Annotated in this window: 18 protein-coding genes; 13 read left to right on the top strand and 5 right to left on the bottom strand. The window is 45.2% G+C overall.

The genetic code is table 11. The annotated features are described in order from the left end of the window. The first annotated feature begins 2 nt into the window (after positions 1-2). Together rhaD and fucO are read left to right on the top strand one after the other, a co-directional pair. The gene (rhaD, locus tag Q1X33_RS02770; protein WP_301969534.1) at positions 3-827 is read left to right on the top strand and encodes a rhamnulose-1-phosphate aldolase; all 825 of its coding nucleotides are present in this window, start codon (positions 3-5) and stop codon (positions 825-827) included. Positions 828-911: 84 nt separating this feature from the next. Then, the gene (gene fucO / locus Q1X33_RS02765) at positions 912-2,063 is read left to right on the top strand and encodes a lactaldehyde reductase (RefSeq protein ID WP_159161253.1); all 1,152 of its coding nucleotides are present in this window, start codon (positions 912-914) and stop codon (positions 2,061-2,063) included. Between the two features lie 278 nt (positions 2,064-2,341). On the opposite strand, the gene Q1X33_RS02760 is transcribed toward fucO, so the two are convergent. Further along, positions 2,342-3,205, bottom strand: coding sequence for an alpha/beta hydrolase (locus Q1X33_RS02760; RefSeq protein ID WP_301969533.1), 864 nt, complete (start codon positions 3,203-3,205; stop codon positions 2,342-2,344). A 169-nt stretch (positions 3,206-3,374) separates the two neighbouring features. On the opposite strand from Q1X33_RS02760, the gene allC reads away from it, so the two are divergent. From allC to arcC, 7 genes are read left to right on the top strand one after another with little or no spacing between them, the layout of a single operon-like run. Then, a complete protein-coding gene (gene allC / locus Q1X33_RS02755; protein WP_086338598.1) occupies positions 3,375-4,604 on the top strand; it encodes an allantoate deiminase in 1,230 nt (409 codons plus the stop codon). A gap of 15 nt (positions 4,605-4,619) precedes the next feature. Continuing rightward, a complete protein-coding gene (allE, locus tag Q1X33_RS02750) occupies positions 4,620-5,405 on the top strand; it encodes a (S)-ureidoglycine aminohydrolase (RefSeq protein WP_005225360.1) in 786 nt (261 codons plus the stop codon). 13 nt (positions 5,406-5,418) lie between these two features. Further along, entirely contained in the window at positions 5,419-6,495 is a 1,077-nt protein-coding gene (gene allD, locus Q1X33_RS02745) for an ureidoglycolate dehydrogenase (RefSeq protein WP_118214765.1), read from the top strand. Positions 6,496-6,503: 8 nt separating this feature from the next. Continuing rightward, on the top strand, positions 6,504-8,258 hold the full coding sequence (gene fdrA / locus Q1X33_RS02740) for an acyl-CoA synthetase FdrA (protein ID WP_301969532.1): 1,755 nt from the start codon (positions 6,504-6,506) through the stop codon (positions 8,256-8,258). Positions 8,259-8,270: 12 nt separating this feature from the next. Next, a complete protein-coding gene (locus Q1X33_RS02735; protein ID WP_005234461.1) occupies positions 8,271-9,533 on the top strand; it encodes a DUF1116 domain-containing protein in 1,263 nt (420 codons plus the stop codon). A 38-nt stretch (positions 9,534-9,571) separates the two neighbouring features. Further along, a complete protein-coding gene (locus Q1X33_RS02730) occupies positions 9,572-10,435 on the top strand; it encodes a DUF2877 domain-containing protein (RefSeq protein WP_301969531.1) in 864 nt (287 codons plus the stop codon). Then, the gene (gene arcC, locus Q1X33_RS02725; RefSeq protein WP_015509188.1) at positions 10,408-11,343 is read left to right on the top strand and encodes a carbamate kinase; all 936 of its coding nucleotides are present in this window, start codon (positions 10,408-10,410) and stop codon (positions 11,341-11,343) included. Before Q1X33_RS02730 ends, arcC begins: the two co-directional genes overlap by 28 nt. A 30-nt stretch (positions 11,344-11,373) precedes the next feature. Here arcC and Q1X33_RS02720 read toward each other — a convergent pair whose 3' ends face one another. After that, the gene (locus Q1X33_RS02720; RefSeq protein ID WP_301969530.1) at positions 11,374-13,005 is read right to left on the bottom strand and encodes a PucR family transcriptional regulator; all 1,632 of its coding nucleotides are present in this window, start codon (positions 13,003-13,005) and stop codon (positions 11,374-11,376) included. Between the two features lie 130 nt (positions 13,006-13,135). On the opposite strand from Q1X33_RS02720, the gene Q1X33_RS02715 reads away from it, so the two are divergent. The 4 genes from Q1X33_RS02715 to abc-f all read left to right on the top strand — a co-directional run bounded on the left by Q1X33_RS02715 (position 13,136) and on the right by abc-f (position 18,867). After that, positions 13,136-14,350: an alanine--glyoxylate aminotransferase family protein gene (locus tag Q1X33_RS02715; protein WP_301969529.1), complete on the top strand. Its 1,215-nt coding sequence runs from the start codon at positions 13,136-13,138 to the stop codon at positions 14,348-14,350. Between the two features lie 150 nt (positions 14,351-14,500). Continuing rightward, a complete protein-coding gene (locus Q1X33_RS02710; RefSeq protein ID WP_005225368.1) occupies positions 14,501-15,751 on the top strand; it encodes an MFS transporter in 1,251 nt (416 codons plus the stop codon). An 18-nt stretch (positions 15,752-15,769) separates the two neighbouring features. Then, a complete protein-coding gene (locus tag Q1X33_RS02705; protein WP_301969528.1) occupies positions 15,770-17,038 on the top strand; it encodes a dicarboxylate/amino acid:cation symporter in 1,269 nt (422 codons plus the stop codon). Positions 17,039-17,397: 359 nt separating this feature from the next. Continuing rightward, complete coding sequence (gene abc-f / locus Q1X33_RS02700) at positions 17,398-18,867, top strand: ribosomal protection-like ABC-F family protein (protein ID WP_301969527.1); 1,470 nt, start codon at positions 17,398-17,400, stop codon at positions 18,865-18,867. A gap of 156 nt (positions 18,868-19,023) precedes the next feature. On the opposite strand, the gene Q1X33_RS02695 is transcribed toward abc-f, so the two are convergent. The 3 genes from Q1X33_RS02695 to Q1X33_RS02685 form a co-directional block, all read right to left on the bottom strand. Beyond that, complete coding sequence (locus tag Q1X33_RS02695; RefSeq protein ID WP_060791741.1) at positions 19,024-20,169, bottom strand: cation:proton antiporter; 1,146 nt, start codon at positions 20,167-20,169, stop codon at positions 19,024-19,026. A 203-nt stretch (positions 20,170-20,372) separates the two neighbouring features. Further along, positions 20,373-21,170 (bottom strand): alpha/beta hydrolase, encoded by a 798-nt coding sequence (locus Q1X33_RS02690; protein WP_121262033.1) that lies wholly within the window; start codon positions 21,168-21,170, stop codon positions 20,373-20,375. Beyond that, positions 21,167-22,744 carry a PucR family transcriptional regulator gene (locus Q1X33_RS02685; RefSeq protein ID WP_005225373.1) on the bottom strand — a complete coding sequence of 526 codons (1,578 nt, stop codon included), beginning with the start codon at positions 22,742-22,744 and terminating at the stop codon, positions 21,167-21,169. Before Q1X33_RS02685 ends, Q1X33_RS02690 begins: the two co-directional genes overlap by 4 nt. Positions 22,745-22,759: the final 15 nt, after the last annotated feature.

The raw sequence follows: 22,759 nt of genomic DNA, 5'->3' as shown, positions 1-22,759 counted from the left end.
CGATGAAAAAGATTGATATTTTACAAGCGAATTTTGTACAAGAAATGATGGAAACGACAGCAAACCTTTACCGTTTAGGGTGGGATGAGCGCAACGGCGGCAATATTTCTTACTTATTAACAGAAGAAGAGATCTTGCCTTTCATCGATCCGCAAAGCGTCTTGCGGGAAATTCCCATGATTTTTGATGCCACGGCACTAGCTGGCAAGTACTTTATCGTGACAGGTTCAGAAAAATACTTTAAAAATGTAGCGGCACATCCAGCGGAAAACCTTGGTGTGATTCGAGTCAAAGAAGATGGGCAAACATTGGAATTGCTTTGGGGCTTGGAAAATGGTGCGGTGCCAACGAGTGAACTGCCAAGTCATTTCATGAGTCATATTGCTCGCTTGTCGGTCGATCCAGAAAACCGAATCATCATGCATAACCACGCATCGCATCTTTTAGCCATGAGTTTTACCCATGAGTTGGATGAACGCAGTTTCACGCGGACCTTGTGGCAAATGTGTACGGAGTGCTTGGTGGTCTTCCCAGAAGGCGTCTCCATCATTCCTTGGATGGTCCCAGGAACGAATGAGATCGGCGAAGCAACGGCTGCTAAAATGAAAGAGACCCGTTTGGTTCTTTGGCCGCAACATGGGATCTATGGTGCTGGCAAAGATATGGACGAAGTCTTTGGCTTGATTGAAACGGCAGAGAAAGCTGCGGAAGTGTACACCTATGTCAAAGCGCAAGGCCCAATTTTACAAACCATTACAGATGAAAATCTGAAAAAATTGGCTGACGCTTTCAAAGTCACTCCCCGAGCAGGCTATCTTGAGGTATAATCAATGGTAGAAGAATAGAAAAGGCTTTCAGTCTTTTCTATTTAAAATATATTGTGAATAAACAAACAAATGGAGGTAGGAAGAATGGCAAATAGAATGATTTTGAATGAAACATCGTATTTTGGAAAAGGAGCGATCGAGAACGTACCGACCGAATTCAAGGCACGAGGGTTTAAAAAAGCGGCAGTGATCACCGACAAAGATTTGGTGAAATTTGAAGTTGCGACCAAAGTGACTAAATTATTGGATGAAGCAGGTGTCGATTATGCGTTATATGATGGGATTGTGCCGAACCCAACGATCCAAAATGTCAAAGACGGCTTAGCGTTTGTCAAAGAAGCCCAAGCCGATTGTATCATTGCGATTGGCGGTGGTTCACCGATCGATACGGCAAAAGCGATCGCGATCATTGCTACGAATCCTGAATTTTCCGATGTGATTAGTTTGGAAGGCGTGGCAGACACGAAACATCCATGCTTGCCGATTTTAGCGGTACCGACAACTTCTGGGACTGCAGCCGAAGTAACGATCAACTATGTGATTACAGATGAAGACAATCATCGGAAATTTGTTTGTGTAGATCCTCACGATATTCCTCTGGTAGCCTTTGTGGACAGCGATATGATGATGGGGATGCCTAAGAGCTTGGCAGCCGCAACGGGAATGGATGCCATGACCCACGCCATCGAAGGCTTCATCACCAAAGGCGCTTGGGAAATGACTGATATGCTGCACATCAAAGCAATTGAGATCATCGGCCGCTCATTGAGAGATTCCGTGAATGGCGATCAAGCAGGACGAGAAGCGATGGCGTTAGGACAATACATTGCCGGTATGGGCTTTTCAAACGTCGGCTTGGGCTTAGTCCACGGCATGGCCCATCCATTGTCCGCTTGGTACAACATTCCTCACGGAGTAGCGTGCGCGTCCTTGTTGCCAACCATCATGAAATACAACAAAGACTTTACGGGTGAAAAATACCGTGAGATCGCGATCGTTTTAGGCATTGAAGGGGCAGAAACGATGTCACTTGAAGACGTCCGCGATGCTGCTTGCCAAGCAATCGATCAGTTAAGCAAAGATGTGGGCATTCCAGCGACCATTTCTGAATTAGGCGTCAAAGAAGAAGATATCCCAGCCATCGCCAAAGATGCCTTGAACGATGTCTGCACACCAGGCAACCCGCGGGATACGACTTTAGAAGAAATTATTGAGCTTTATCGTTCGTTGATGTAATCTTGTTAAAGGTACGAAATTCGAAGAAATGAAAGATACTTCTGCAAGTTTCCCTTAACAACGATCTGCTGATCAGTTGCTGTTTTATTCTGAAGACTTCAGTAAAATTGCGAGGCAAAGCGTTTGATTTTTGAAGAAATCGTTGTGCCCATATACTAGTAATCAAATCAAAAAAAGTGATCATTAGAGTCGGTTCTCTAATGATCACTTTTTTGCTGTACGCAAGATCACAGCGTACCGATCGCTTCAAAATCATCACCTATCAAGAGCTGAGAGTTTCAGAATTGGTTAGTCAGCCACCCAATCATCTCTCGATAGCACTCATCAGCGATCGCATTTGGCGTCCGATCAAAGTCATGCTGATCTAAGTCGAGCCAAAGTGTTTTGGCATGGGGGACTTGTGCAGCGAAAGCATCGGATGCGCTGAAGGGAACATCTGGATCTTTTTTGCAATGAACGACAAAGCAAGGAGGAAAGTCTTGGTAAGCGGCAGCAGGGATCGCCAAGGCTGCTAGCTGTTCCCGATTCCCTAAATAACGCTGCCAGTTGCCATATTGACGGGCGGAAAGGTACAAAGGGAATCGTTTTTCTAACGTGCCGAGGGTGATTGGTTGGCTTTCGATCATAGTTTCGGCGTCGAGTGGTGGGACTTTCGGAAATTGTGTGTAAAAGCGTGCCGGCTGCAAAAATTCTTTACAAAACAACTCTTGGTAACCGTAAAATCGGATCAAGCCCTTTTGCTCCGAGTGCTTTGTGCTTGCGGTCAGTAAGGTCGCTAAAAAACCGCCGGCGGAGCGACCGAACAAAATGTACTCATTTGTACCAACGCCGCTGAACTGCCAGCCTTCGGCCAAAAACCACTCCACTGCCTTTTTTGCATGAAGGTAGATATCGTGTAGCGCTACTTCGGGAGCCAGTGGATAATCGAACAGGTAAAGGCTAACACCGGCAGCCAGCAATTGGTGGACATAATCCTGCGGAAGGTCTTCTCGCTGACCATAGAGGAAGCCACCACCATGAAAATACAAAAGGCTGATCCGAGGCTGCGCTGCTTTTAGGATCGTCACTTCTAACGGCAAAGTGCCGTAGGTGTCAAATTGGATTTTTTCTGTTTGCGCAAAGGCATTTTTAGGATAAACCATTGTTTTCTTCCTTTCTCTTCTTCGATAGTATAAGGAAGAGTATAGGAGAAGGAAGCGGTTTAAAAAACAGCGTTATGACTAAAAATAGAAACGGTTTTGTCGAAAGTGAACAATGATGTCCTTCAGTAACACGCTTACAATAACCGTATAAATCAAAGGAGGCAGAACAATGGAGTTGAAAAAAGAAGTAGCGGCAATGATCGATGCACTATCTCAGATTGGGAGTGATCCCACTGGAGGAATGACTAGACTGCTTTATACCGATTCATGGAAAGAAGCGCAATCATTTGTAGAAAAACAATTAAAAGAAACTGGCTTAACGACGTCCTATGATGCAGTCGGCAATCTCTTCGGCAGATTGGAAGGCAGCCAGTATCCAGAAGAAACGATTCTTTCAGGGTCACATATCGATACCGTCGTCAACGGTGGCACATTAGACGGTCAATACGGGGTCGTTGCTGCTGCTTTAGCGATCAAGTATTTAAAAGAGACCTATGGGCAACCTTTACGCTCCTTGGAAGTCATCTCAATGGCAGAAGAAGAAGGCAGTCGTTTTCCAACCGTTTTTTGGGGAAGTAAAAACTTTGTCGGAGAGGCCAAAAAAGCCGATGTTGAAGCGATCGCAGATTTTGAAGGCAATCGCTTCGTGGCAGAGATGCAACGCCAAGGCTTTGATTTTCGCGACCCACAAGAACCGGTTCGATCAGACATCAAAGCCTTCGTGGAAATCCATATCGAACAAGGCAGTGTTTTAGAAAAAGAAAATTTGCAGATCGGTGTCGTCAATAGTATCGCTGGTCAAAAGCGCTACACCTTTGTTTTAAAAGGACAAGCCAATCATGCAGGAACCACACCGATGGGCTATCGCCAAGATGCTGTGTATGGTTTTGCCAAAATGTGTGCCGCAGTGATCGACCGTGGCTTAGAGCTTGGGGATCCATTAGTAGTGACATTCGGTAAAGTTGAGCCAAAACCGAATACGGTCAACGTGGTTCCTGGTGAAGTGTTGTTTACGATGGATTGTCGCCATACCGATGGGCAGCTATTGGATGCCTTTACTGCTGAAGCAGAACAGATCATTCAAGCGATCGCCAAAGAGCACGACCTGACAGTGGAGATGGATCTATGGATGGATGAACGCCCTGTGCCGATGGACGATACGATCGTTGCCATGGTGGAACAAGCAGTGAAGCAAACCGGCAAACGCTACAAAGTCATGCATAGTGGGGCGGGGCATGATTCCCAAATCATTGCACCACATTTTCCAACTGCGATGCTGTTTGTACCAAGTATTGATGGGATTAGCCACAACCCAGCCGAAGCAACGACTATCGAAGATTTAGTAGCTGGGGTTGAAGTTTTAGCAGCTTCCCTTTACGAGCTAGCATACAAAGAATAGAAAGCAGGGACACACATGGGATATAAAAATAATAATACGGGCTATTTAGATGGATTGCTGCAATCACGAGCAGTCATTAGAAAAAATAATTTTGCGATCTTGCCGCATGATGGGCTAGTGAATAATGTCATTCCAGGCTTCGAAAACTGTGAATGTTCGATACTCGGCACACCAAAATTAGGGGCGTCTTTTGTCGATTACATCATTTCATTCAAAAAAGATGGCGCCAACCAATTGGGCTTCGGCGGTCCAGAGATCGAGAGTTTCTTGTATGTCATCTCGGGCAAACTGGAAGTAAGTGATGGTAAAGAAACCCATACATTGACGGACGGAGGCTATATCTATCTGCCTGCTGGAGAAAAACTGTATATGAAAAATCTCCAAGAAGAAGCGACAGAAGTGTTCTTGTATAAGAAGCGTTACCAACCGTTAGAAAATCACCAAGCCTACAAAGTAGTGGGGAATCTTTCAGAGTTGACACCGATCCAATACGAAGGGATGGCAGACGTCCTACTTTGGGATTTCTTGCCAAAAGAGCTGGGCTTTGACATGAATATCCATATCCTTTCCTTTGAACCAGGGGCAAGTCATGGCTACATTGAGACCCACTACCAAGAACATGGAGCGTACTTACTGTCAGGTAAAGGGATGTATAACTTAGATAATGAGTGGTTCCCAGTGGAAAAAGGCGACTACATTTTCATGAGTGCCTATGTACAGCAAGCGGCCTATGGTGTTGGTCGTGACGAACCATTGACCTATATTTATTCCAAAGATTGCAACCGCGATCCGGAAATTTAAAGGAGTTTAGAAGATGGAAGAAACGGTTATTGTACAGTCACAAGAGTTACAGCAATTGATCCAAAACAAATTAGCGGCTGCTGGTTTGTCTGAAGAGCACGCAGCCATCGTTGCAGAGCATTTGGTTTTTGCCGATGCCAGCGGGATCCACTCTCACGGGGCTGTGCGGGTAGACTATTACGCAGAGCGGATCGCTAAAGGTGGGATGAATCGCACTCCACAGATCACGTTTGAAGAGACTGGGCCGAGCAGCGGGATCGTTCACGGTCAAAATGGCGCAGGGCAGGTCGTCGTATTAGAAGCGACAAAGTATGCCATTGAGATGGCCAAACGTTCTGGGATCGCGGCGGTTGGTGTACGGAAAACGAGTCATAGTGGGGCGCTATCCTATTATGTCAAAAAAGCTGCAGAAGCTGACTTGATTGCATTATCTATGTGCCAATCGGATTCAATGGTGGTTCCTTTTGGCGGCAAAGAAAATTATTTTGGTACCAATCCGATTGCCTTTGCGGCACCGCGAAAGCATGGTGCGCCGGTGGTTTTTGATATGGCAACGACGGTCCAAGCGTGGGGCAAAATTTTAGATGCTCGTTCCAAAGATAAAGAGATTCCAGCAACATGGGCCGTTGATGCCCATGGCAAGCCAACGACAAATCCGCATCATGTTCATGGGTTATTGCCAATCTCAGGACCAAAAGGCTTTGGGTTGATGATGATGGTGGATATCTTGTCTGGAATGCTCCTTGGGCTGCCTTTTGGCAAGCATGTTTCCTCTATGTACAACGATCTGACGAAAGGCCGCGACTTAGGGCAATTTATTTTGCTGATCGATCCGCAACGATTTACAGATTTAGAGACATTTAAAGAGTCAGTCGAAACGATGATCGAAGAGCTACACGCCATACCGGCTGCTGAACAGTTCCAGCAAGTCTATTATCCAGGCGAGATCAATCAACTAACCTATGAAAAATATATGGCAGAAGGCATTCCTATCGAAAAGAACATTTATCGCTATCTCATTAGCGACACGGTTCATTTTGACCAGTATTCTGGGTCAGATGCCTTTGCACAGACAGGAACAGGAAAGTGAGGAGACCCATGTTACACACTATTATTCAAAAAAACAATTACCAAGATTCCATTGTTTTAATGCTTTTGACCAATCGTTTACTGACGATCGAAGGGATCAACAACGCTTCGGTCATGATGGGTACACCTGCCAATAAGGATATCTTCAAGACGGGTGGTCTTTATACCGAGGAGATGAGCAATGCGACCTCCAACGATATGGTGCTCGTGTTAGACATTGAAGAGGAAGAAATCATCGAAACAGTCCTGTCAGAAATCGATGCCTTCTTATCGGACCAAAGCAATAGCGCAGGAGAAGAAACCCAAAGCGTCAAAACTTGGGAAAAAGCCTTAGATCTTGGAAAAGATGCGAAGGTCGCTGTCTTATCGATTCCTGGTACTATGGCAGCACCAGAAATTGAAACCGCATTAGCAGCGGGCAAACATGTTTTTTGTTTCAGTGATAATGTTTCATTGGAAGAGGAAGTTCGGCTAAAGAAAATGGCTCATGAACAAGGACTTCTTTTAATGGGACCAGATTGTGGCACAGGGATTCTCAATGGGATACCAGTAGCCTTCACGAACGCCGTTCGTAAAGGGAAAATCGGTGTTATCGGCGCTTCGGGTACGGGCATCCAAGAAGTCACCACCATCATTCATAAATTGGGTGCCGGTGTGACACAAGCCATCGGAACCGGTGGACGAGATCTCAAAGAAGCCGTCGGTGGGATCACCATGAAAGACAGCATTCTTGCCTTGGAACATGATCCTGATACGGAGGTGATCGTGGTGATCTCCAAACCACCTGCACCACGTGTCCGAGATGAAGTGTTGGCATTATTAAGAAGAGGAACAAAACCTGCAGTCACGATTTTTCTGGGGGAAGAGCCAACGGACCACGAAGAAAATCTTTACCGAGCTTACACGCTGGAAGAAGCGGCTCAATTAGCCGTGCAGCTACTACGTCAAGAACAGATTGGATTAGAGCCAGTAAAAGAGGAAACGGCAGCTGCCGCTTTTGGACCTGAACAGCAAAAAATCAAAGCTTACTATTCTGGCGGAACATTGGCGTACGAAGCAGCGATGCTAGTCAAAGCAGGATTAAATCTAGAACAAGAAGATGCCCATCAGGAAGGGTACATCTTAAAAGCAGCTGGCCATGAGATCATCGATTTAGGTGATGACATCTATACGCAAGGCAAGCCCCATCCGATGATCGACCCAACAAAGCGGATCGAACTGTTGAAACAAGCGGGAGAAGATCCTGAAACGGCAGTGATTTTGTTAGATATCGTTTTAGGGTACGGCTCTCATCAAGATATGGCGAGTGAATTGGCACCGACCATCAAATCGTTGAAGGAAGCAGCACAAGCAGCTGGCCGGGAGTTAGCGGTGATCGCTACGATCGTCGGAACTGATTTAGATCCCCAAGACAGCAACGAGCAAGCAGAGATTTTAACCGCAGCTGGCGTGATTTTGTGTCAAAGCAATGCCCAAGCAGTCAAACAAGCTTTAGCAATGCTCGGTCACCCGTTTTCCCCAATTAGTCGTAAGCTGTTGCCAAAAGCAGTGACAACTGCCGATGCGTTGCCAGAGCCATCTGAAAAGAGCCGTGAATTGTTGGCGAATGACGCGTTCATCAATGTAGGATTGCGTAGCTTTGCGGAAGCAATCCAGGCGCATCACGGTCAAGTCGTTCAATATGACTGGCAGCCAATTGCTGGTGGAAACGTAACGTTACAAAAAGCCTTACGTTTCTTAGCACAAGTGTCACTATCAGAGTAGGAGGAAGTTATCGTGTACGAAACTATTGAAGAAGCAAACCAAGCCGTTATTGCCAAAATCGTTGCGGGTTCGCCTTTTTTGTTGGATGTCGTTCCAGCAGTCAGTGTCATTCCAGAGTTAGGTGAAGGAAAAGTCCTATTGCATGCAGGACCACCGATCCGCTACGATCAGATGATCGATCCGATTCAAGGTGCTTGTGTTGGTGCGGGGCTTTTTGAAGGCTGGGGCGAAACGGAAGAAGAGGTACGTCATTTATTAGCATCTGGGGAGGTTCAACTGATTCCTTGTCACCACGTGCAAGCGGTTGGCCCAATGGGGGGCATCACCTCTGCCAATATGCCAGTGCTCGTGGTGGAAAACAAAACCGATGGCAACCGAGCATATTGTACGATGAACGAAGGGATCGGGGCAGTTTTACGTTTTGGCGCCTATTCTCAAGAAGTCATTGATCGCTTGCATTGGATGAAAAATACGTTAGCACCAGTTTTAAGTGCTGCACTACAAACAAAACCCGATGGCTTGAACATCAATGTCTTAGTCGCAAAAGCTATCGCCATGGGGGATGAGTTCCATCAACGGAATATCGCTGCTTCGTTGGCGTTCTTAAAAGAAGTAGCACCAGCGATCGTTACCCTGGAAGGATTTGAAAAAGAAAAACCAGAAGTCATTCAGTTTCTTGCAGACACGGATCAGTTCTTCTTGAATATCATGATGGCTTCTTCCAAAGCGGTGCTTGATGGCGCCCGGACGATTGAAGAAGGCACGGTTGTGACCGCAATGTGTCGCAACGGGCATGAATTCGGTATCCGTATTTCTGGCATGGGAGACGAGTGGTTTACTGGTCCTGTCAATACACCAAAAGGGCTGTATTTCTCAGGATTCAGTGAAGAAGATGCCTCTCCAGATATGGGCGACAGTGCCATTACGGAAACCTTTGGTGTTGGGGGAATGGCAATGATTGCTGCCCCAGCTGTGACACGCTTCGTTGGTTCTGGTGGATTTCACGATGCGTTGAAAACCAGCAATGAGATGTTAGAGATCTCCATTGATACCAATCCGAATTTTCCCGTTCCTACATGGGACTTCAAAGGGATCTGTTTAGGGATCGATGCTCGTAAAGTCGTGGAAACAGGGATCTTACCGGTGATCAATACAGGGATCGCCAACAAACAAGCTGGACGAGGACAAATTGGTGCCGGGACAGTGACACCACCAATGGATTGCTTTGAAAAAGCTGTCTTGGCTTATGCAAAAAAATTAGGATTTGAAGAATAAATCAGGGACTGAAAACGTGAAAAAGGAGCAACCTAACGATGATACAGGCAAAATGGATCGACCAAGCTTTATTTGAACCCGCATTTATCAATGGCAACTGGCTCGTTCACAGTGTGTTTCAGCATAGTTTCAATCTGCAAGATCCTCGTCAGGATCAGCTGATCTGTGTTTCCAAACAAGCGACTCGCGTGCCCAAAGGGATGATTTTAGCTGCCGACGATTATGCAGCGTTGGCGACAGGCTTAGTTGCTGGTACCACTCTTTTGGTTCAGCAACGGGTGATCCATTTTCCGCATCATCGTCTGTCTTTTCAAAAGGCAGCCCAATTTACAACGACCGTTCCGGCTGGCACAGTCCCATTTGATCGAGAACTGTTTTGGTCAACCCTTCAAAACGTCACGGAAAAGACGGGAATTCAAGAAGCTGTTTCAGCAACCATCCGCAGCAATCATCCGTTTTATGACGCAATCGATCAGCTATGCACGCCTTCATTTAAGGAACAACGGCAAGCAGTCGCTTATTTAGTCGGACGGGGTGTCGGATTGACCCCCACAGGAGATGATATGCTAGTTGGTCATTTGCTGGCTCGCCGAGTGATGGGGCAAGCAGATACCCGCTTGGTGGCTTATCTACAAAGAAGGCTATTGACAGTCAATGATTTAACGACTGACGTCAGTAAACACTATCTTCTGCATGCACTGACAGGCGCATTCAATCAATCGGCATTATCCTTGACCAGGTGTACCGATTCAGGCTCTTTTTCCCAAGTAATCAAAGAGATACTAGCGATCGGTTATACCTCGGGGGCCGACTTTTTGGCAGGGTTTGCTCGCAGTATCGATCAATTTCAAAACAATAGAAATGAGGAATTCATATGGCAAAACGAGTGGTCATCGCTCTAGGGGGCAATGCAATTTTAAAACCGAATCAACCAGCGACCGTAGAGACACAGCTTGCAAATATCCAGTTAAGTGCGGAACAGATCGCTAAAATCGAGAAGCTTGACCATCAAATCGTCGTGACGCACGGCAATGGTCCGCAAGTCGGCAATATTTTACGACAAAATGAAGAAGCCAAAGAAGTCGTGCCGCCTTTTCCACTGGATGTCTGCAATGCAGAGTCACAAGGCTTTATCGGTTATTTAATGGAGCAAAGCATCAAAAATAAAATCGAGCAAGAAGAACTGACCAGCAATGTCGTGACCTTATTGACCCAAGTGGAAGTGGCAGCGGATGATCCCGCGTTTGAAAAGCCAACGAAGCCGATCGGCTTGTTCTACTCAGAAGAAGAAGCAAAAAAGATGGCTGAGGAAAAGCATTGGGTGATGGAAGAAGATGCTGGACGTGGGTACCGTCGCGTCGTGCCATCTCCACAACCTGTGACGATCCACGGCGTGGAATCAATGGTTCATTTATTGAATCAAAATACCATCGTGATCGCTGGTGGTGGCGGAGGGATTCCAGTCGTAAAACAAGCGGAAGGCTTGAAAGGGATCGAAGCAGTCATCGATAAAGACCGAACCGGAAAGAAATTGGCAGAACAAGTGGATGCCGATGTATTTATGATGCTGACCGACGTCAACAACGTTTATATCAATTACGGAACACCGGAGCAAGAAAAATTAACGGGCTTATCCGTAAGTGAAGCGCAAGCATATTTTGATGCGGGGCATTTTGCAGAAGGTAGTATGGGGCCGAAAATGGAAGCGGCGATTGCGTTTGCCAAACAAGGAAAGACAGCAATCATCTGCTCATTGGAAGAAGCGGACTTAGCATTGTTAGGTGAAGCAGGCACAAGGATCGCTGGGTAACACCAGCGATCCAACTGCTTGATTCGCCTATTAGTCGCCTTCTTCGGACAGCTCAAGGGCTAAACGCAAATCCAGGCTGATGCTAGGATCATGCACGTTTTTTCCTAGTAGCTTTTGACACTGTTCGATGCGGTATTTGATCGTGTTGCGATGAACGAACAAGGCTTTGGCGGTGCGGGTGATCTCACATTGATAATCCAAGTAAGCTCGTAAGGTTTTGCGCAATTCGATGGTGGCATCTTCTTGCGGAAACGCCAATTCTTTAAGAATCGTACGGCAGAAATAATGGATATCTTCAGGACTCATTTTTTCAAATAGACTCCGCATTCCCCGTTGATGGTAGAAAGAGACGATGGACGAATCATGTTGGCCTCTTCGTTCTTCATAAGCAGTCTTTGCTTCGATGTAGGAGCTGGCTAAATCATTGATACTTTCACAGATACTCCCTACCCCAAAGGCCATTCGAAATGGCAACCGATTGGTCAAAGCATTGGCGGTCTCGATCAAATGGTCTTCTAAGGCGTCACACTTGTGCTGCACGAAAATCGCAAAGTGATTGCTGCCCTTTAAGCGAAAGAGACAAACATCTTTGATGCGATAAGGCAGTTGTTCACTAAACCACTGATAAACCAAGTCACTTTCTTCTTTTAAGTATTTGTCTTTGCCTTTGGTTTCTTTGGTTGGTTCGCAGGCACCATAGATGACACGATAATGGCGGGCTTTGACTAACCCGTAAGTCTTTCCGAGATCTAACCAATCCTTTTGTTCTTGCTTGGTGGATTGCTGGTATTCGATCATCCGTGTTAAAAAGTCACTTTTTAAATCTTCAAAAGATTCTTGCACTTTTTGGTTTTTGTAGAGCATAAATGACAAGACCAGTGCTGCTTGTTCCAGCGCAAAATCCGAGACAGGATAAGGAATTGCCTCAGGATTCAAAATGACTAAATAATGCGGGAAATAAGTGGAGGTTTCAATGGCATAATAAGAAATTTGTGACGTTTTTTCATGGAGATCTTTGATAGGGATCGCCCCGCTTTTTTCACCAGTAAAAACCCCTTTCGTTTGTCCTAATTGATGGATGTAGTACTCCGCGGGTTTTGACATGCGGGTGAAATGCTTGGAGTGGGCAATCACTTGTTTAAAAGGATTCAACAAAATGATCGGTGTATTGACCATTTGGCCAAAATCAGCGATAAAGCGAGCGATGCTGACATCCTTCATCAAGGAAGCAGAGAACCGTTTTTGGATATCTAAGGCATAACTCAACTGCTCGGTTTTGGTGTTCCATAGTAAATTCAAAAGCTGGTGCATCAAACGACCTAGCGGCATCGTGGCAGGTACTTCTACGATGGGGAAACCTAAACTATCGGCGTAGGCGATGACTTCAGGATCGATGACATCCAAAAAACGACCAATCTTGATGCCTAATCCAGCGGCATTTTTGGCTACGAGAGAATCGATCAGCTCTAGAAGCGCTCCTTGATTATCTTTATAAACCATCGCCGTGCTTAAGATAAAGGTATGCTCAGGAATATAGTGGGCGATATCGGGGGTCTCGGTGATTTCGATACTGTCGACGGGAATTTCCGCGGTAATGGGACCTGTCAACAAACGCAAATTGGAAAAGCGTGGTGTAGCAAGCAATTCAGCAACTAACTTCATAGAGAAACTCCTTTTAGAATTGAACAAAACAAACAAAAACATGTCCTTTTTTAGCTTTATTGTACAACAAACTTGGAAACGTTGACAAGACGATGGACAGTGAAATCAAAAAGAGAAATGAGGGGAAAAGATGTATAAAGAGTTAACGATCGCACAACGTACGATCATGACACCTGGGCCTGTAGAAGCCCATCCTGCTGTTCTACAAGCAATGACCAATCGCATTTTGGGGCAGTTTGATCCGAATTTTTTGGTGATCATGGATGAGGTCAAAGAAATGATCAAACAACCGTTTGGAACCAAAAACAAAGAGGCATTTGCCATTGACGGGACTTCCCGAGCTGGTTTAGAAGCGGCGCTGATCGCTTTGATCGAACCAGGGGACAAAGTCTTGATCCCAGCCTATGGGCGCTTTGCTTTCTTACTGGGAGAAATCTGTGAACGTGCTCAAGCACAAGTCAAATATGTAGAAAAAGAGTGGACGGCTCCTTTTGCACCCGCAGAGGTCATCAAAGAAATCGACGCATTTCAACCCAAGATCGTGGCGATGGTCCACGGGGAAACCGCCAATGGGCAAATGCAGCCGTTAGCAGAAATCGGGCAGTATTGTCGCGCAAAAGATATTTTCTTTGTCGTTGACATGGTGGCGACTTATGGTGGCGTGGCCCTGTCAGTCGATGATTGGTGTGTCGATTTGGCAATTGCGGGTACACAGAAGTGTTTAAGTGTGCCGTCTGGTCTTTCATTAGTGACCTACAACGAGCGAGTCGAAGCCGTCCTTAATGCTCGTTACCAAAAAGAATTAGGCTTGAGTAAAACGGATCGAAACAAGCGGCACATTATGAGCAATTACCTGGATTTGAGTCAACTGCAACGCTATTGGAATAAAGAGCGAATCAACCATCACACAGAAGCGACGAGTATGATCTATGCGCTTCATGAAGGATTACGGATGCTGCTAAACGAAGGCCTTGATGCAGCCTACCAACGTCATTTGACGAATGAAGGCGCGTTGGTCGCTGGACTGGAGGCAATGGGGCTGTCGATTTATGGCGAAAAAGCAACCAAAATGCCGACAGTTACCCCCATCTTTATTCCAAAAGGTGTTGATGGCGAAGCTGTCCGAGAAGAGATGCTTCACTCCTTTGGTGTAGAGATCGCTAGTTCATTTGGTGATCTAAAAGGAAAAATCTGGCGGATTGGAAATATGGGCTACAGCAGCCGCAAAGAAAATATTTTACATGTCCTAGCCGCGTTAGAAGGGGCACTATTGTACCAGCAAGCACCAATTTCTGCTGGCAAAGCGCTCATCGCTGCGTTAAATTACTACCAAAAAACGACTTAAATTTTTAGCACAAATGCACAACGACTGAAAGCGCTTTGTGAAAAATGACAAATGCAATCGTCGGCAAAAAAACGTACACTAAGACTATCTTAAAGCGCTTTCGTTGGCGTGCTTCACAAACTTTACTTGTGTAACTGATGGAGGGAAAAAATGGAAATCAATAAAGAACGTGGTGGGCTTGCCTACTGGAAACAAATTATTATCTTAATGTGTTCAGGCTGGGTCACTATCTGGATTTATCGTGCTGCGTTATCACCGGTCTATCCGCAAATCAATGAGTCACTTGGCGGCAATATTTCTGATACAGCATTAGGATCGATCGCCAGCTTTTACTTTTTCGGCTATGTGATCATGCAGATCCCTGCCGGCTTTTTAGTGGATAAGATTGGGAAGAAAACAGTTCTGCTTCCGGGATTTGTGGTATTTGCACTGGCAGCTTTACTGATTTCACAAGCCTCTTCAATCTCCATGATCTATACCGGTAGCTTTTTAGCAGGGATCGGCTGTGGGTCATTTTATGGTTCCGCGTATTCTTTGACCTCACAGAACATTCCGAAAGAAAAGAAGAGCTTCTCAACAGCGATCGTCAATAGTGGTTCTGCCGTTGGTTCAGGGTTTGGGATGATCTTATCAAGCTTTATCGTTATTCAGATGAACATGCCTTGGCAAACAATGATGTATTTATCCGCTTTCTTGATCGTTTGTATGACGATCGCTTTTGCATTGGTGATCCGCAGCAACAAAGAAGACGTGGCTTTCTTGGAGAGCCAAGCAGCAGCTGAAGAAGAAACAACGGATCAGCCGAAAGAAAAAGTTTCCCTTTCGACCTTGTTCTCACTGCGGATGCTCTTTACTTATGTGTTATATTTTGCGACGTGTTATGCCTACTATATGACGGTTACTTGGCTACCAAACTTCTTAGGAACAGAACGAGGCTTCCAAGGAGTCGCGATCGGTTTCTCTTCTTCATTAGTAGCATTTGCTTCCATTCCTGGGGCATTGTTCTTTAGCCGCTTGGCAGACAAATACATGCACAAAAAAGTAACTTTTATCGTTATTTTAGAAGTATTGGCGGCGTTGATGTTATTAGTAACGGTGCAAGCGACAAATTCGACCTTCTTAATGATCGCGTTGATCTTGTACGGGTTCCTTGGGAAATTAGCGGTTGAACCAATCATCATTTCTTGGCTAGGGGAAAATGCACCCAAAGTTGGGGTCGGTACGACATTAGGGGTCTTCAACTTTTTCGGCATGATGTCTTCCGTTATCGCACCAACATTGACCGGATCGATCTCGGATGCAACAGGGTCAAAAGTAATGGGCTTTTATATCGCAATTATTTTGTTGATCGGTGGTACATTCTTATTCTTGACTGTAAACTCTAAGAAAACAGCCAAGTAGAAAAGTGAGGCAAAACAGATGAAAAAACGATCCTTAAAAATCAGTTTGACCAACCAAATCATGATTGCAACGGTATTGGGGATTTTTTGGGGCGTTTCCTTTCCCGGGTTAGGTGATCAAATGCAGCTAGTCGGGGACTTCTTCTTGCGACTGATTCAAATGTCTGTGGTCGTGCTGGTCATGGGCTCGGTGATTGAAGCGGTGGGAGGACTTGATCCAAAAGAATTAGGTGGGATCGGCGGGAAAGTCTTCCTCTGGTTTACTGGATCGACCCTCGTCGCCGCTATTTTCGGTCTCTTGTTCGCCTTGATCCTCAAGCCTGGCGCCGGCCTTGATCAGTCCCTGCTGCAAAGTACAGAAACCGCATTAAGTACCAGCAGCATGGAAGAAGTCATCTTAAACTTTGTTCCACTGAACATTATTCAAGCCATGGTGGAGCAGAATATGATCCAAGTGATTATTTTTTCGCTCTTCTTTGGCCTTGCCTTGAGCTTGATCAAGCATGAAAAAAAGAATCAGTTGTTTCTAGATATGATCAGCAGTTTTAATAATATTTTGATAAAAATGGTCAGCATGATCATGAAGTTGGCGCCGATCGGGATTTTCGGCCTTGTTGCTTCCTTAGTAGAAGATACCGGTATTCGTGTGTTGGGAATGTTAGCCAGTTTTTTATTGACGTTAGCAGCAGCATCTTTGCTCTTTTTGTTTCTTTGGTTTCTCTTGACGTCACTCTATTGCAAAGTTTCCTTGTTTCGTTTGATAAAGAACATGTGGCGACTCTCGGTGATTTCCTTTACGACCACCTCTTCTGCTGTTTCATTGCCGTTTCAAATCGAAGATGGCAAAGAACGATTTGGGATCAGTGATCGAATCAATAAGCTCGTGATGCCTCTGGGCATGACCTTAAATAGCAATGGGCTCTCCTTATTTTTAGCCCTGGCAATCATAACCGTTGCTCAGGCGTACCAGATCCAATTGAGCTGGGGGGATCTTTTGCAAGTGGTCTTGTTGTCCTCGTTGGCATGCTTGGGAACGATCGTCGTTCCAGGCGGCGGATTAGTCACACTGGCTACGGTTTTACCTATGTTAGGACTGCCTAATGAAAGCATCGCCTTACTGGCTGGGATCGATTGGTTTTCTGGGATGTTTCGGACCCTCTTGAATGTTGACCCTGACGTCACGGTGGCGTTGATCGTTGCTCATGATGAAGGAGAACTGGATCATGCAGTCTTCAATGGTGAAAAAGCCTCGGTTAAATTAGCAGAAAAAATCACCGATGGCGTATAAGACCAATCATTCTTGTGATGAAACTTTACTCTTTTTTGAAAACGTGTTACGATTGATTCGTTGATAGACGAAAGAAGCTTCCTGAAATACCGTAAACGGTAAACAGTAGCGGCTGATTTTCCGCTCGTCATTCAACAGACAACTACGATAAAAAGAGGAGGAAAAAACATGACAGCATCGATGAAATTGTGGATTGACCTTTTGAATAGCTAATTTAAATCTATTTCAAAAGTCTAGGCAATCGTGATTTCAAGGGATGAGTGTCCTCTTTTTTCCAATTTCTTATTAAAATCAGGGTATAGCGGTAGGCTATGCCCTTTTTTTGTGCTTGCGTTTTCCTAGACGGGAAGGACAGACTGATGGAACAATTAAGTGTAAAAATAAACAATCTAATCAAAAATTATGGGTCCAAAGAAGTACTGAACATTGAAGAACTGAGCACCTATCAAACGGATCGTATCGGGATCGTGGGAGCAAACGGGCAAGGCAAGTCTACCTTGCTGAAATTGATTGCGGGAGTCGTCGATCCTGATTCAGGAACGATCCAAAAAGAAAATTCGTTTCACTATTTCCCGCAAATCGCTGAGGTGACTGAAAAGACGGAGGCCCTTGACTGGGCGCTGTTCGGTCGTTTTTCGATCCCAACAAATGAATTGGCGACACTAAGCGGCGGGGAGGAGACCAAATACCGGTTGGCACAAACGTTATCTTCCTATCAGTTAGGACTTTTGCTCGATGAGCCAACGACCCATTTGGACCAGCAAGGAATTCAAGTCTTGATTGAGGAATTGCAGTATTATTATGGCACCCTGATCGTGGTCAGTCATGATCGGTATCTATTGAATCAGCTGGCAACGAAAATCTGGGAAGTCGATCAAGGAAAAGTCACCGAGTATGCTGGCAATTATGACAGTTACCGACAGCAAAAAGAGCAAGCGGCACAGCGTATTGCCTGGGAGGCTGCGCAGTATCAGCAACAAAAACAGCAGTTGACCCAAGCAATCCAAAAGAAAAAAGAACAAGCGATCAAGAGTAGTCGCATTTCTGAAAAAAAGCGACAGCAGAACATCCGACCAGACCGTTTGTCGTCATCAAAACAAAAAGACACGGTGCAAAAGTCATTGCAAAAAACAGTCAAAGCCATGGAAAGCCGCTTGGATCAGTTGGAAGAAGTGAAGGGCGTCGCCCGGCAGCAGGTGATTCGTTTTCCAGTAGTCCCTGCAGTGGAGCTGCATAATAAACGACCGATTCGTGGGGAGCAAGTAACCATTCAAAGAGGGGCGAAACGTTTGCTAGACAGCAGCAGTTTCCAGTTTGCTGCCGGGAAGAAAATCGCTATCGTGGGTCCGAACGGTTCGGGAAAGTCGACTTTACTAAAAGAAATCATCGCAGGCGGAGAGGGAATCTATGTATCACCGAAAATCGTCTTTGCGGTCTACGAGCAAATGGGCTATCGAAAAAACAGCACCACACCGCTTTTGACGGAATTGATGGCTCAAACAGACTATCAGGAACCACTGGTCCGCAGTATTTTACACAATCTGGGATTTAGCCAGATTGACGTGATGAAGCCAGTCAATGTGCTAAGCGGCGGAGAAGCGACACGGGTCGAGCTCGCACGCATCTTTACTCAACCTGCCAATGTTTTGATACTTGATGAACCGACGAACTTTATTGATCTGCCGACAATCACCGTCTTGGAACAATTGATTCGCAGCTATCGAGGCATGGTTTTGTTCACATCTCACGATCAAGCGTTTATCGATGCCGTCGCGGATGATGTGTATCAAATCGATCATGGAAAATTAACATTGGTTTCCAGTAACTAGCAGCATTGTCGCTTTTATACCTGTATAAAGAAAAACAGCGCGGGAAAGGAAGCGACCGCCCAACGTTCGATCAACAATCGGCCGTTGAGCGGTCACTACAAAACCCGTGCTGTTTTTTTCGCAATCATCGGTATCGCCTAGCTGTTGCTACATCGCTTAATAAATCTTTTTCGTAAAGTATTTTAAGATCAGGGGAGAGATCAAGGTACTCAACAAGACAACGATCACCAAAGGGGAATACAATGCGGACGAAATCAATTGGTTTTGTTGACCAATCTGCAAAATGATCAATGCCATTTCACCTCGGGAAATCATTCCAGCTCCCACCATCCAAGCACTGTTGTTCGAGAATTTCGCGATTTTCGCCCCGACATAGCCGCCGACCAGTTTGGTCAAGATCGCGACCACGGTAAAGGCAAGAATAAAGAATAATTGCTCATTTAAGCGGGAAAAATCAACTTCTAAGCCAACGCTGACAAAGAACACCGGAATGAAGACGGCGTAACCTAATGCTTCGACACTGTGTTCCACTTCCTCACGAACCTTCGTTTGACTGACAGCGATCCCTGCGAAGAAGGCACCAATGACAGAGCTTAACCCAACGAGGTCAGCAAGATACGCCATTCCTAAGCAGATGATCAGTGACATGATGATCACCGCGGAATTTGCAAATAGCTTTTCTGCAAGTGCCAATAAGAACGGAGCGATCCATTTCACTAATAGAAAAATCAACACAAAATAAATCAATTCTACCAATAAGGTGACCGGCAGTGGTGTTGCTTGGCTGCTTTCGCCGCCTAAAAAGGAAAGGCTAAGACTCAAAACCAACACGACCAAAATATCATCCACGACGGAAGCACCAAGAATCGTCGACCCTTCTTTCGTATTCACCACATTCAACTCTTTCAATACTTCGACAGAAATACTGACTGAGGTGGCAGCTAATACGATCCCGAAAAAGAACGCTTCTGTGGGACTGCTTTGAAAACCGACCCCCGTGGCATACCCGAAGAGCATTGGGAACACGATCCCCAAAAGGGCAACGAGCATCCCAGGACGAAAATAGCGTTTCAATAAAGAAATATCACTTTCCAGTCCCGCTAAAAACATCAGCAAAATAACACCAATCTCTGAAAAATCATGAACCAGAATATCTGGATGGACCCAATTGAGTCCTGCGCCTCCTAATAAAACCCCTGCTAACAACTGCCCGATAACAGCAGGAACGCCCATCCGCCTCGCCAGATGCGAGAAGAGGGTCGTCGTGATTAGGATCAAACACAAAATCCCGACAAAATGCATAAAACCTCATCCTTCTTTCCTATAACATACTCCCCTTTAGTATAGCATTCTCTCTTGAATTGAGCCTGTATCAAGCCTTTTTTATTAAAAGAGTTTCATTAAACCGCACGTTTTTTGAGATAAGGAGGAAGCGAAGGCAATCAGAGTTTTTCTGTGTACTCGTCGAAATAAAAAAACATTATTTTCACTTTACTTGTATCAAATTATTGTTTGAGCCAACGGGCGAGCTGCTGAAACACCATTTGGACTTGCGGCTCCTCGACGTTTTTCAAAAAGTCGTGGGGCAAATCATAGACAGGGACAAATTTGCTTTTAGGCACTTTCTTCAAGCCTTTGCTGTAACGAAAAGGAACTTCCTCATCGGTACTGCTGGCACTGCTGAAAATTGGAGGAAATTGAGCAAGCAGCTCAGGATCAATGGCATAGTCAGAAAGAGCTTCAGCTGTTAGACCATAGATCGTGGTGAGTTCTTGCTGTTGAACCCAATAAACATAAGGCAAATAGCGCTGAAACTGCGGATCATCCCAAACGATCTCGGTTTGATCCAAAGAAGGGACTTGCTCTTTGCTTAAGAGCGGCTGCTGCAAGACTCGTTTGTTTTCAATAAAAGAAAGATCGGTATACCCATAAAAATTGACCAGTTTTTCAGGCAATCTCTGTTGTTCCTTCAGTAATTGCTGGGTCAGCGCCAGCATCAAATAACCGCCAGCTGAGCGTCCGCACAAACAAAACGGGTTATCTTTAAGCACAGTTGCTTGCAATTCTTGAAAATTTTGCCAGTTCAGCGCCAAAATCTCCGCTAACGAGGAATTGGGCGCCAGTAAATAATCGACTGTGAGGACGCTGTATTGCTGCTCTTGAAATAGTGCGATCAGTGATGCGGGAATGTCTTGACGGGTCCCATAAACAAAACCGCCGCCGTGAAAGTAAATCACGTATTTCTCCGAAGCAGGATAAAGGGACACCGAAGCACCGGTGGTCAATTGCCATTCTTTTTTCATTTTGCTTGACTCCTTTTCTGAAGCTCTAATAAATAGGTGCCGATCTCGTAATTGACTAATTGGATCGGACTTGTCAGATCGATCTCTAGTAGCTGTTCGATTTTGCTTAGCCGATAACGAATCGTTTTGGCATGAAGAAACAAGGTTTCAGCCGTATTTTTGTAATTGCGATTCGTGATAAAAAAGGTATACAGCGTTTTGAACAGCTCTTCATTTTCTTCCGAGAGTTGATACAGCTTGGGGGGAATGCTTTGCTGCAGCTTTTCCAGTTGGTTCTCCTTGATAAAGGAACTAAAGATACCTAAGTCGCTATAGGCAATGATCGGCGCCAAATAAAACTGCCGATTGAAGCGGATCGCATCCAAACACTCTGGCAGGATCTCTTTGATCTGTTCCTTGCGCAAGACTTCGCTGACCACCAAGCAGCCATGTTCATCGGCTAACAGGGCATCATCAAAATGTGTCTGCAGCATCTGTTTCGTCACCTGATGGGCGATCGATTGGAAATTATAGAGGATCACCAAATAATTGTGGTGTTCAAAAAAGACGTGGGGTGTTTTCAACGCCCGTAGCTTGTGCAAAACGACGGACTTACGCTCCTTATCTTTGAAGCTGTTGGAAGCAAAGGCAATGCCTTGGTAGAAATCGTAGCGATCCAGTTGCGCTTCTTCTAACAAAAGATCCAGCTCAGCCAAATTACTAGGAGTGTTTTGTAAGATTGCATCGGCAAGATTGTTCATGCGATTGTAGCGTTCTTTCTTCAACAAATACTCCATTTGGAGGCGTTCATAAATGACGTCGATCACATTTTCAATGATCATGACTTTTGCCTCAGGGATCTGCGAATCTTTCTGATAAACGATCAAGGTACACAGATCATTGTAAGGATTGATGATCTCTACTTTTATGGCAGTCACATATTGATTGTTCTCATGAGAAAATAATTCCAAATATTCGTAGTGGTTCTTGGTAAACTCGATGGTTTTCATGGGTTCTTGTTTGGTCACCACGAAATTCTTAAAGGATTGACCGACGGACACATGCACATCTAAATGGGGGATGCGCAACGAACAAGGCTTTTCGATCAATTGATAGAACTCCTGCATGATCTGATCGAAAGAAGAGTGGTTGCGCTCAACTTTCATGAAGCGCTGGCGAACTTCGTAATAGGTACGCAGCAGCTGGGTTTGGTGATTCAGCAATGGTTCGTAAACCGCTAGCATGATGGCTTCATAGCTGACTTCTTGCTGCACTTTGATCAAAGGGATCTGATAAGCAAAGCTAAGCTCAATCACCCAATCTGGGATCATAGGGATCAAGCGATCCACTTTGATCACTAAACCGCTGACACCGATTTGCTGCATTTTTTCAAAAAAAACACGCAGTTCCTCAGGGGATTGGTCTTTGAAGGCATAAAAAGAAGTCAAAATCAATTGATGGGCTTTGCTCCACTTCTCAATGTCCATCGCTTCCAGCACCATGACGGAACCAACGGAATTTGTTAAACCAATGGAGCCAGTCAGTACTTTACTTTTTTCAAAAAGCGGCAGTTCAACCAATTCTTTTAATTTCATAAAATGCTCCTTTTT

Source organism: Enterococcus sp. B2E4 (genome assembly GCF_030499455.1).
Lineage (GTDB): Bacteria > Bacillota > Bacilli > Lactobacillales > Enterococcaceae > Enterococcus_D > Enterococcus_D casseliflavus.
This window is presented reverse-complemented; position numbering and strand designations above follow the sequence as displayed.

Excerpts from the sequence above, each read along its gene's own strand:
- rhaD (WP_301969534.1), top strand. The coding sequence starts at position 3 with ATGAAAAAGATTGATATTTTACAAGCGAATTTTGTACAAGAAATGATG.
- fucO (WP_159161253.1), top strand. The coding sequence starts at position 912 with ATGGCAAATAGAATGATTTTGAATGAAACATCGTATTTTGGAAAAGGA.
- Q1X33_RS02760 (WP_301969533.1), bottom strand. The coding sequence starts at position 3,205 with ATGGTTTATCCTAAAAATGCCTTTGCGCAAACAGAAAAAATCCAATTT.
- allC (WP_086338598.1), top strand. The coding sequence starts at position 3,375 with ATGGAGTTGAAAAAAGAAGTAGCGGCAATGATCGATGCACTATCTCAG.
- allE (WP_005225360.1), top strand. The coding sequence starts at position 4,620 with ATGGGATATAAAAATAATAATACGGGCTATTTAGATGGATTGCTGCAA.
- allD (WP_118214765.1), top strand. The coding sequence starts at position 5,419 with ATGGAAGAAACGGTTATTGTACAGTCACAAGAGTTACAGCAATTGATC.
- fdrA (WP_301969532.1), top strand. The coding sequence starts at position 6,504 with ATGTTACACACTATTATTCAAAAAAACAATTACCAAGATTCCATTGTT.
- Q1X33_RS02730 (WP_301969531.1), top strand. The coding sequence starts at position 9,572 with ATGATACAGGCAAAATGGATCGACCAAGCTTTATTTGAACCCGCATTT.
- arcC (WP_015509188.1), top strand. The coding sequence starts at position 10,408 with ATGGCAAAACGAGTGGTCATCGCTCTAGGGGGCAATGCAATTTTAAAA.
- Q1X33_RS02720 (WP_301969530.1), bottom strand. The coding sequence starts at position 13,005 with ATGAAGTTAGTTGCTGAATTGCTTGCTACACCACGCTTTTCCAATTTG.
- Q1X33_RS02715 (WP_301969529.1), top strand. The coding sequence starts at position 13,136 with ATGTATAAAGAGTTAACGATCGCACAACGTACGATCATGACACCTGGG.
- Q1X33_RS02710 (WP_005225368.1), top strand. The coding sequence starts at position 14,501 with ATGGAAATCAATAAAGAACGTGGTGGGCTTGCCTACTGGAAACAAATT.
- Q1X33_RS02705 (WP_301969528.1), top strand. The coding sequence starts at position 15,770 with ATGAAAAAACGATCCTTAAAAATCAGTTTGACCAACCAAATCATGATT.
- abc-f (WP_301969527.1), top strand. The coding sequence starts at position 17,398 with ATGGAACAATTAAGTGTAAAAATAAACAATCTAATCAAAAATTATGGG.
- Q1X33_RS02695 (WP_060791741.1), bottom strand. The coding sequence starts at position 20,169 with ATGCATTTTGTCGGGATTTTGTGTTTGATCCTAATCACGACGACCCTC.
- Q1X33_RS02690 (WP_121262033.1), bottom strand. The coding sequence starts at position 21,170 with ATGAAAAAAGAATGGCAATTGACCACCGGTGCTTCGGTGTCCCTTTAT.
- Q1X33_RS02685 (WP_005225373.1), bottom strand. The coding sequence starts at position 22,744 with ATGAAATTAAAAGAATTGGTTGAACTGCCGCTTTTTGAAAAAAGTAAA.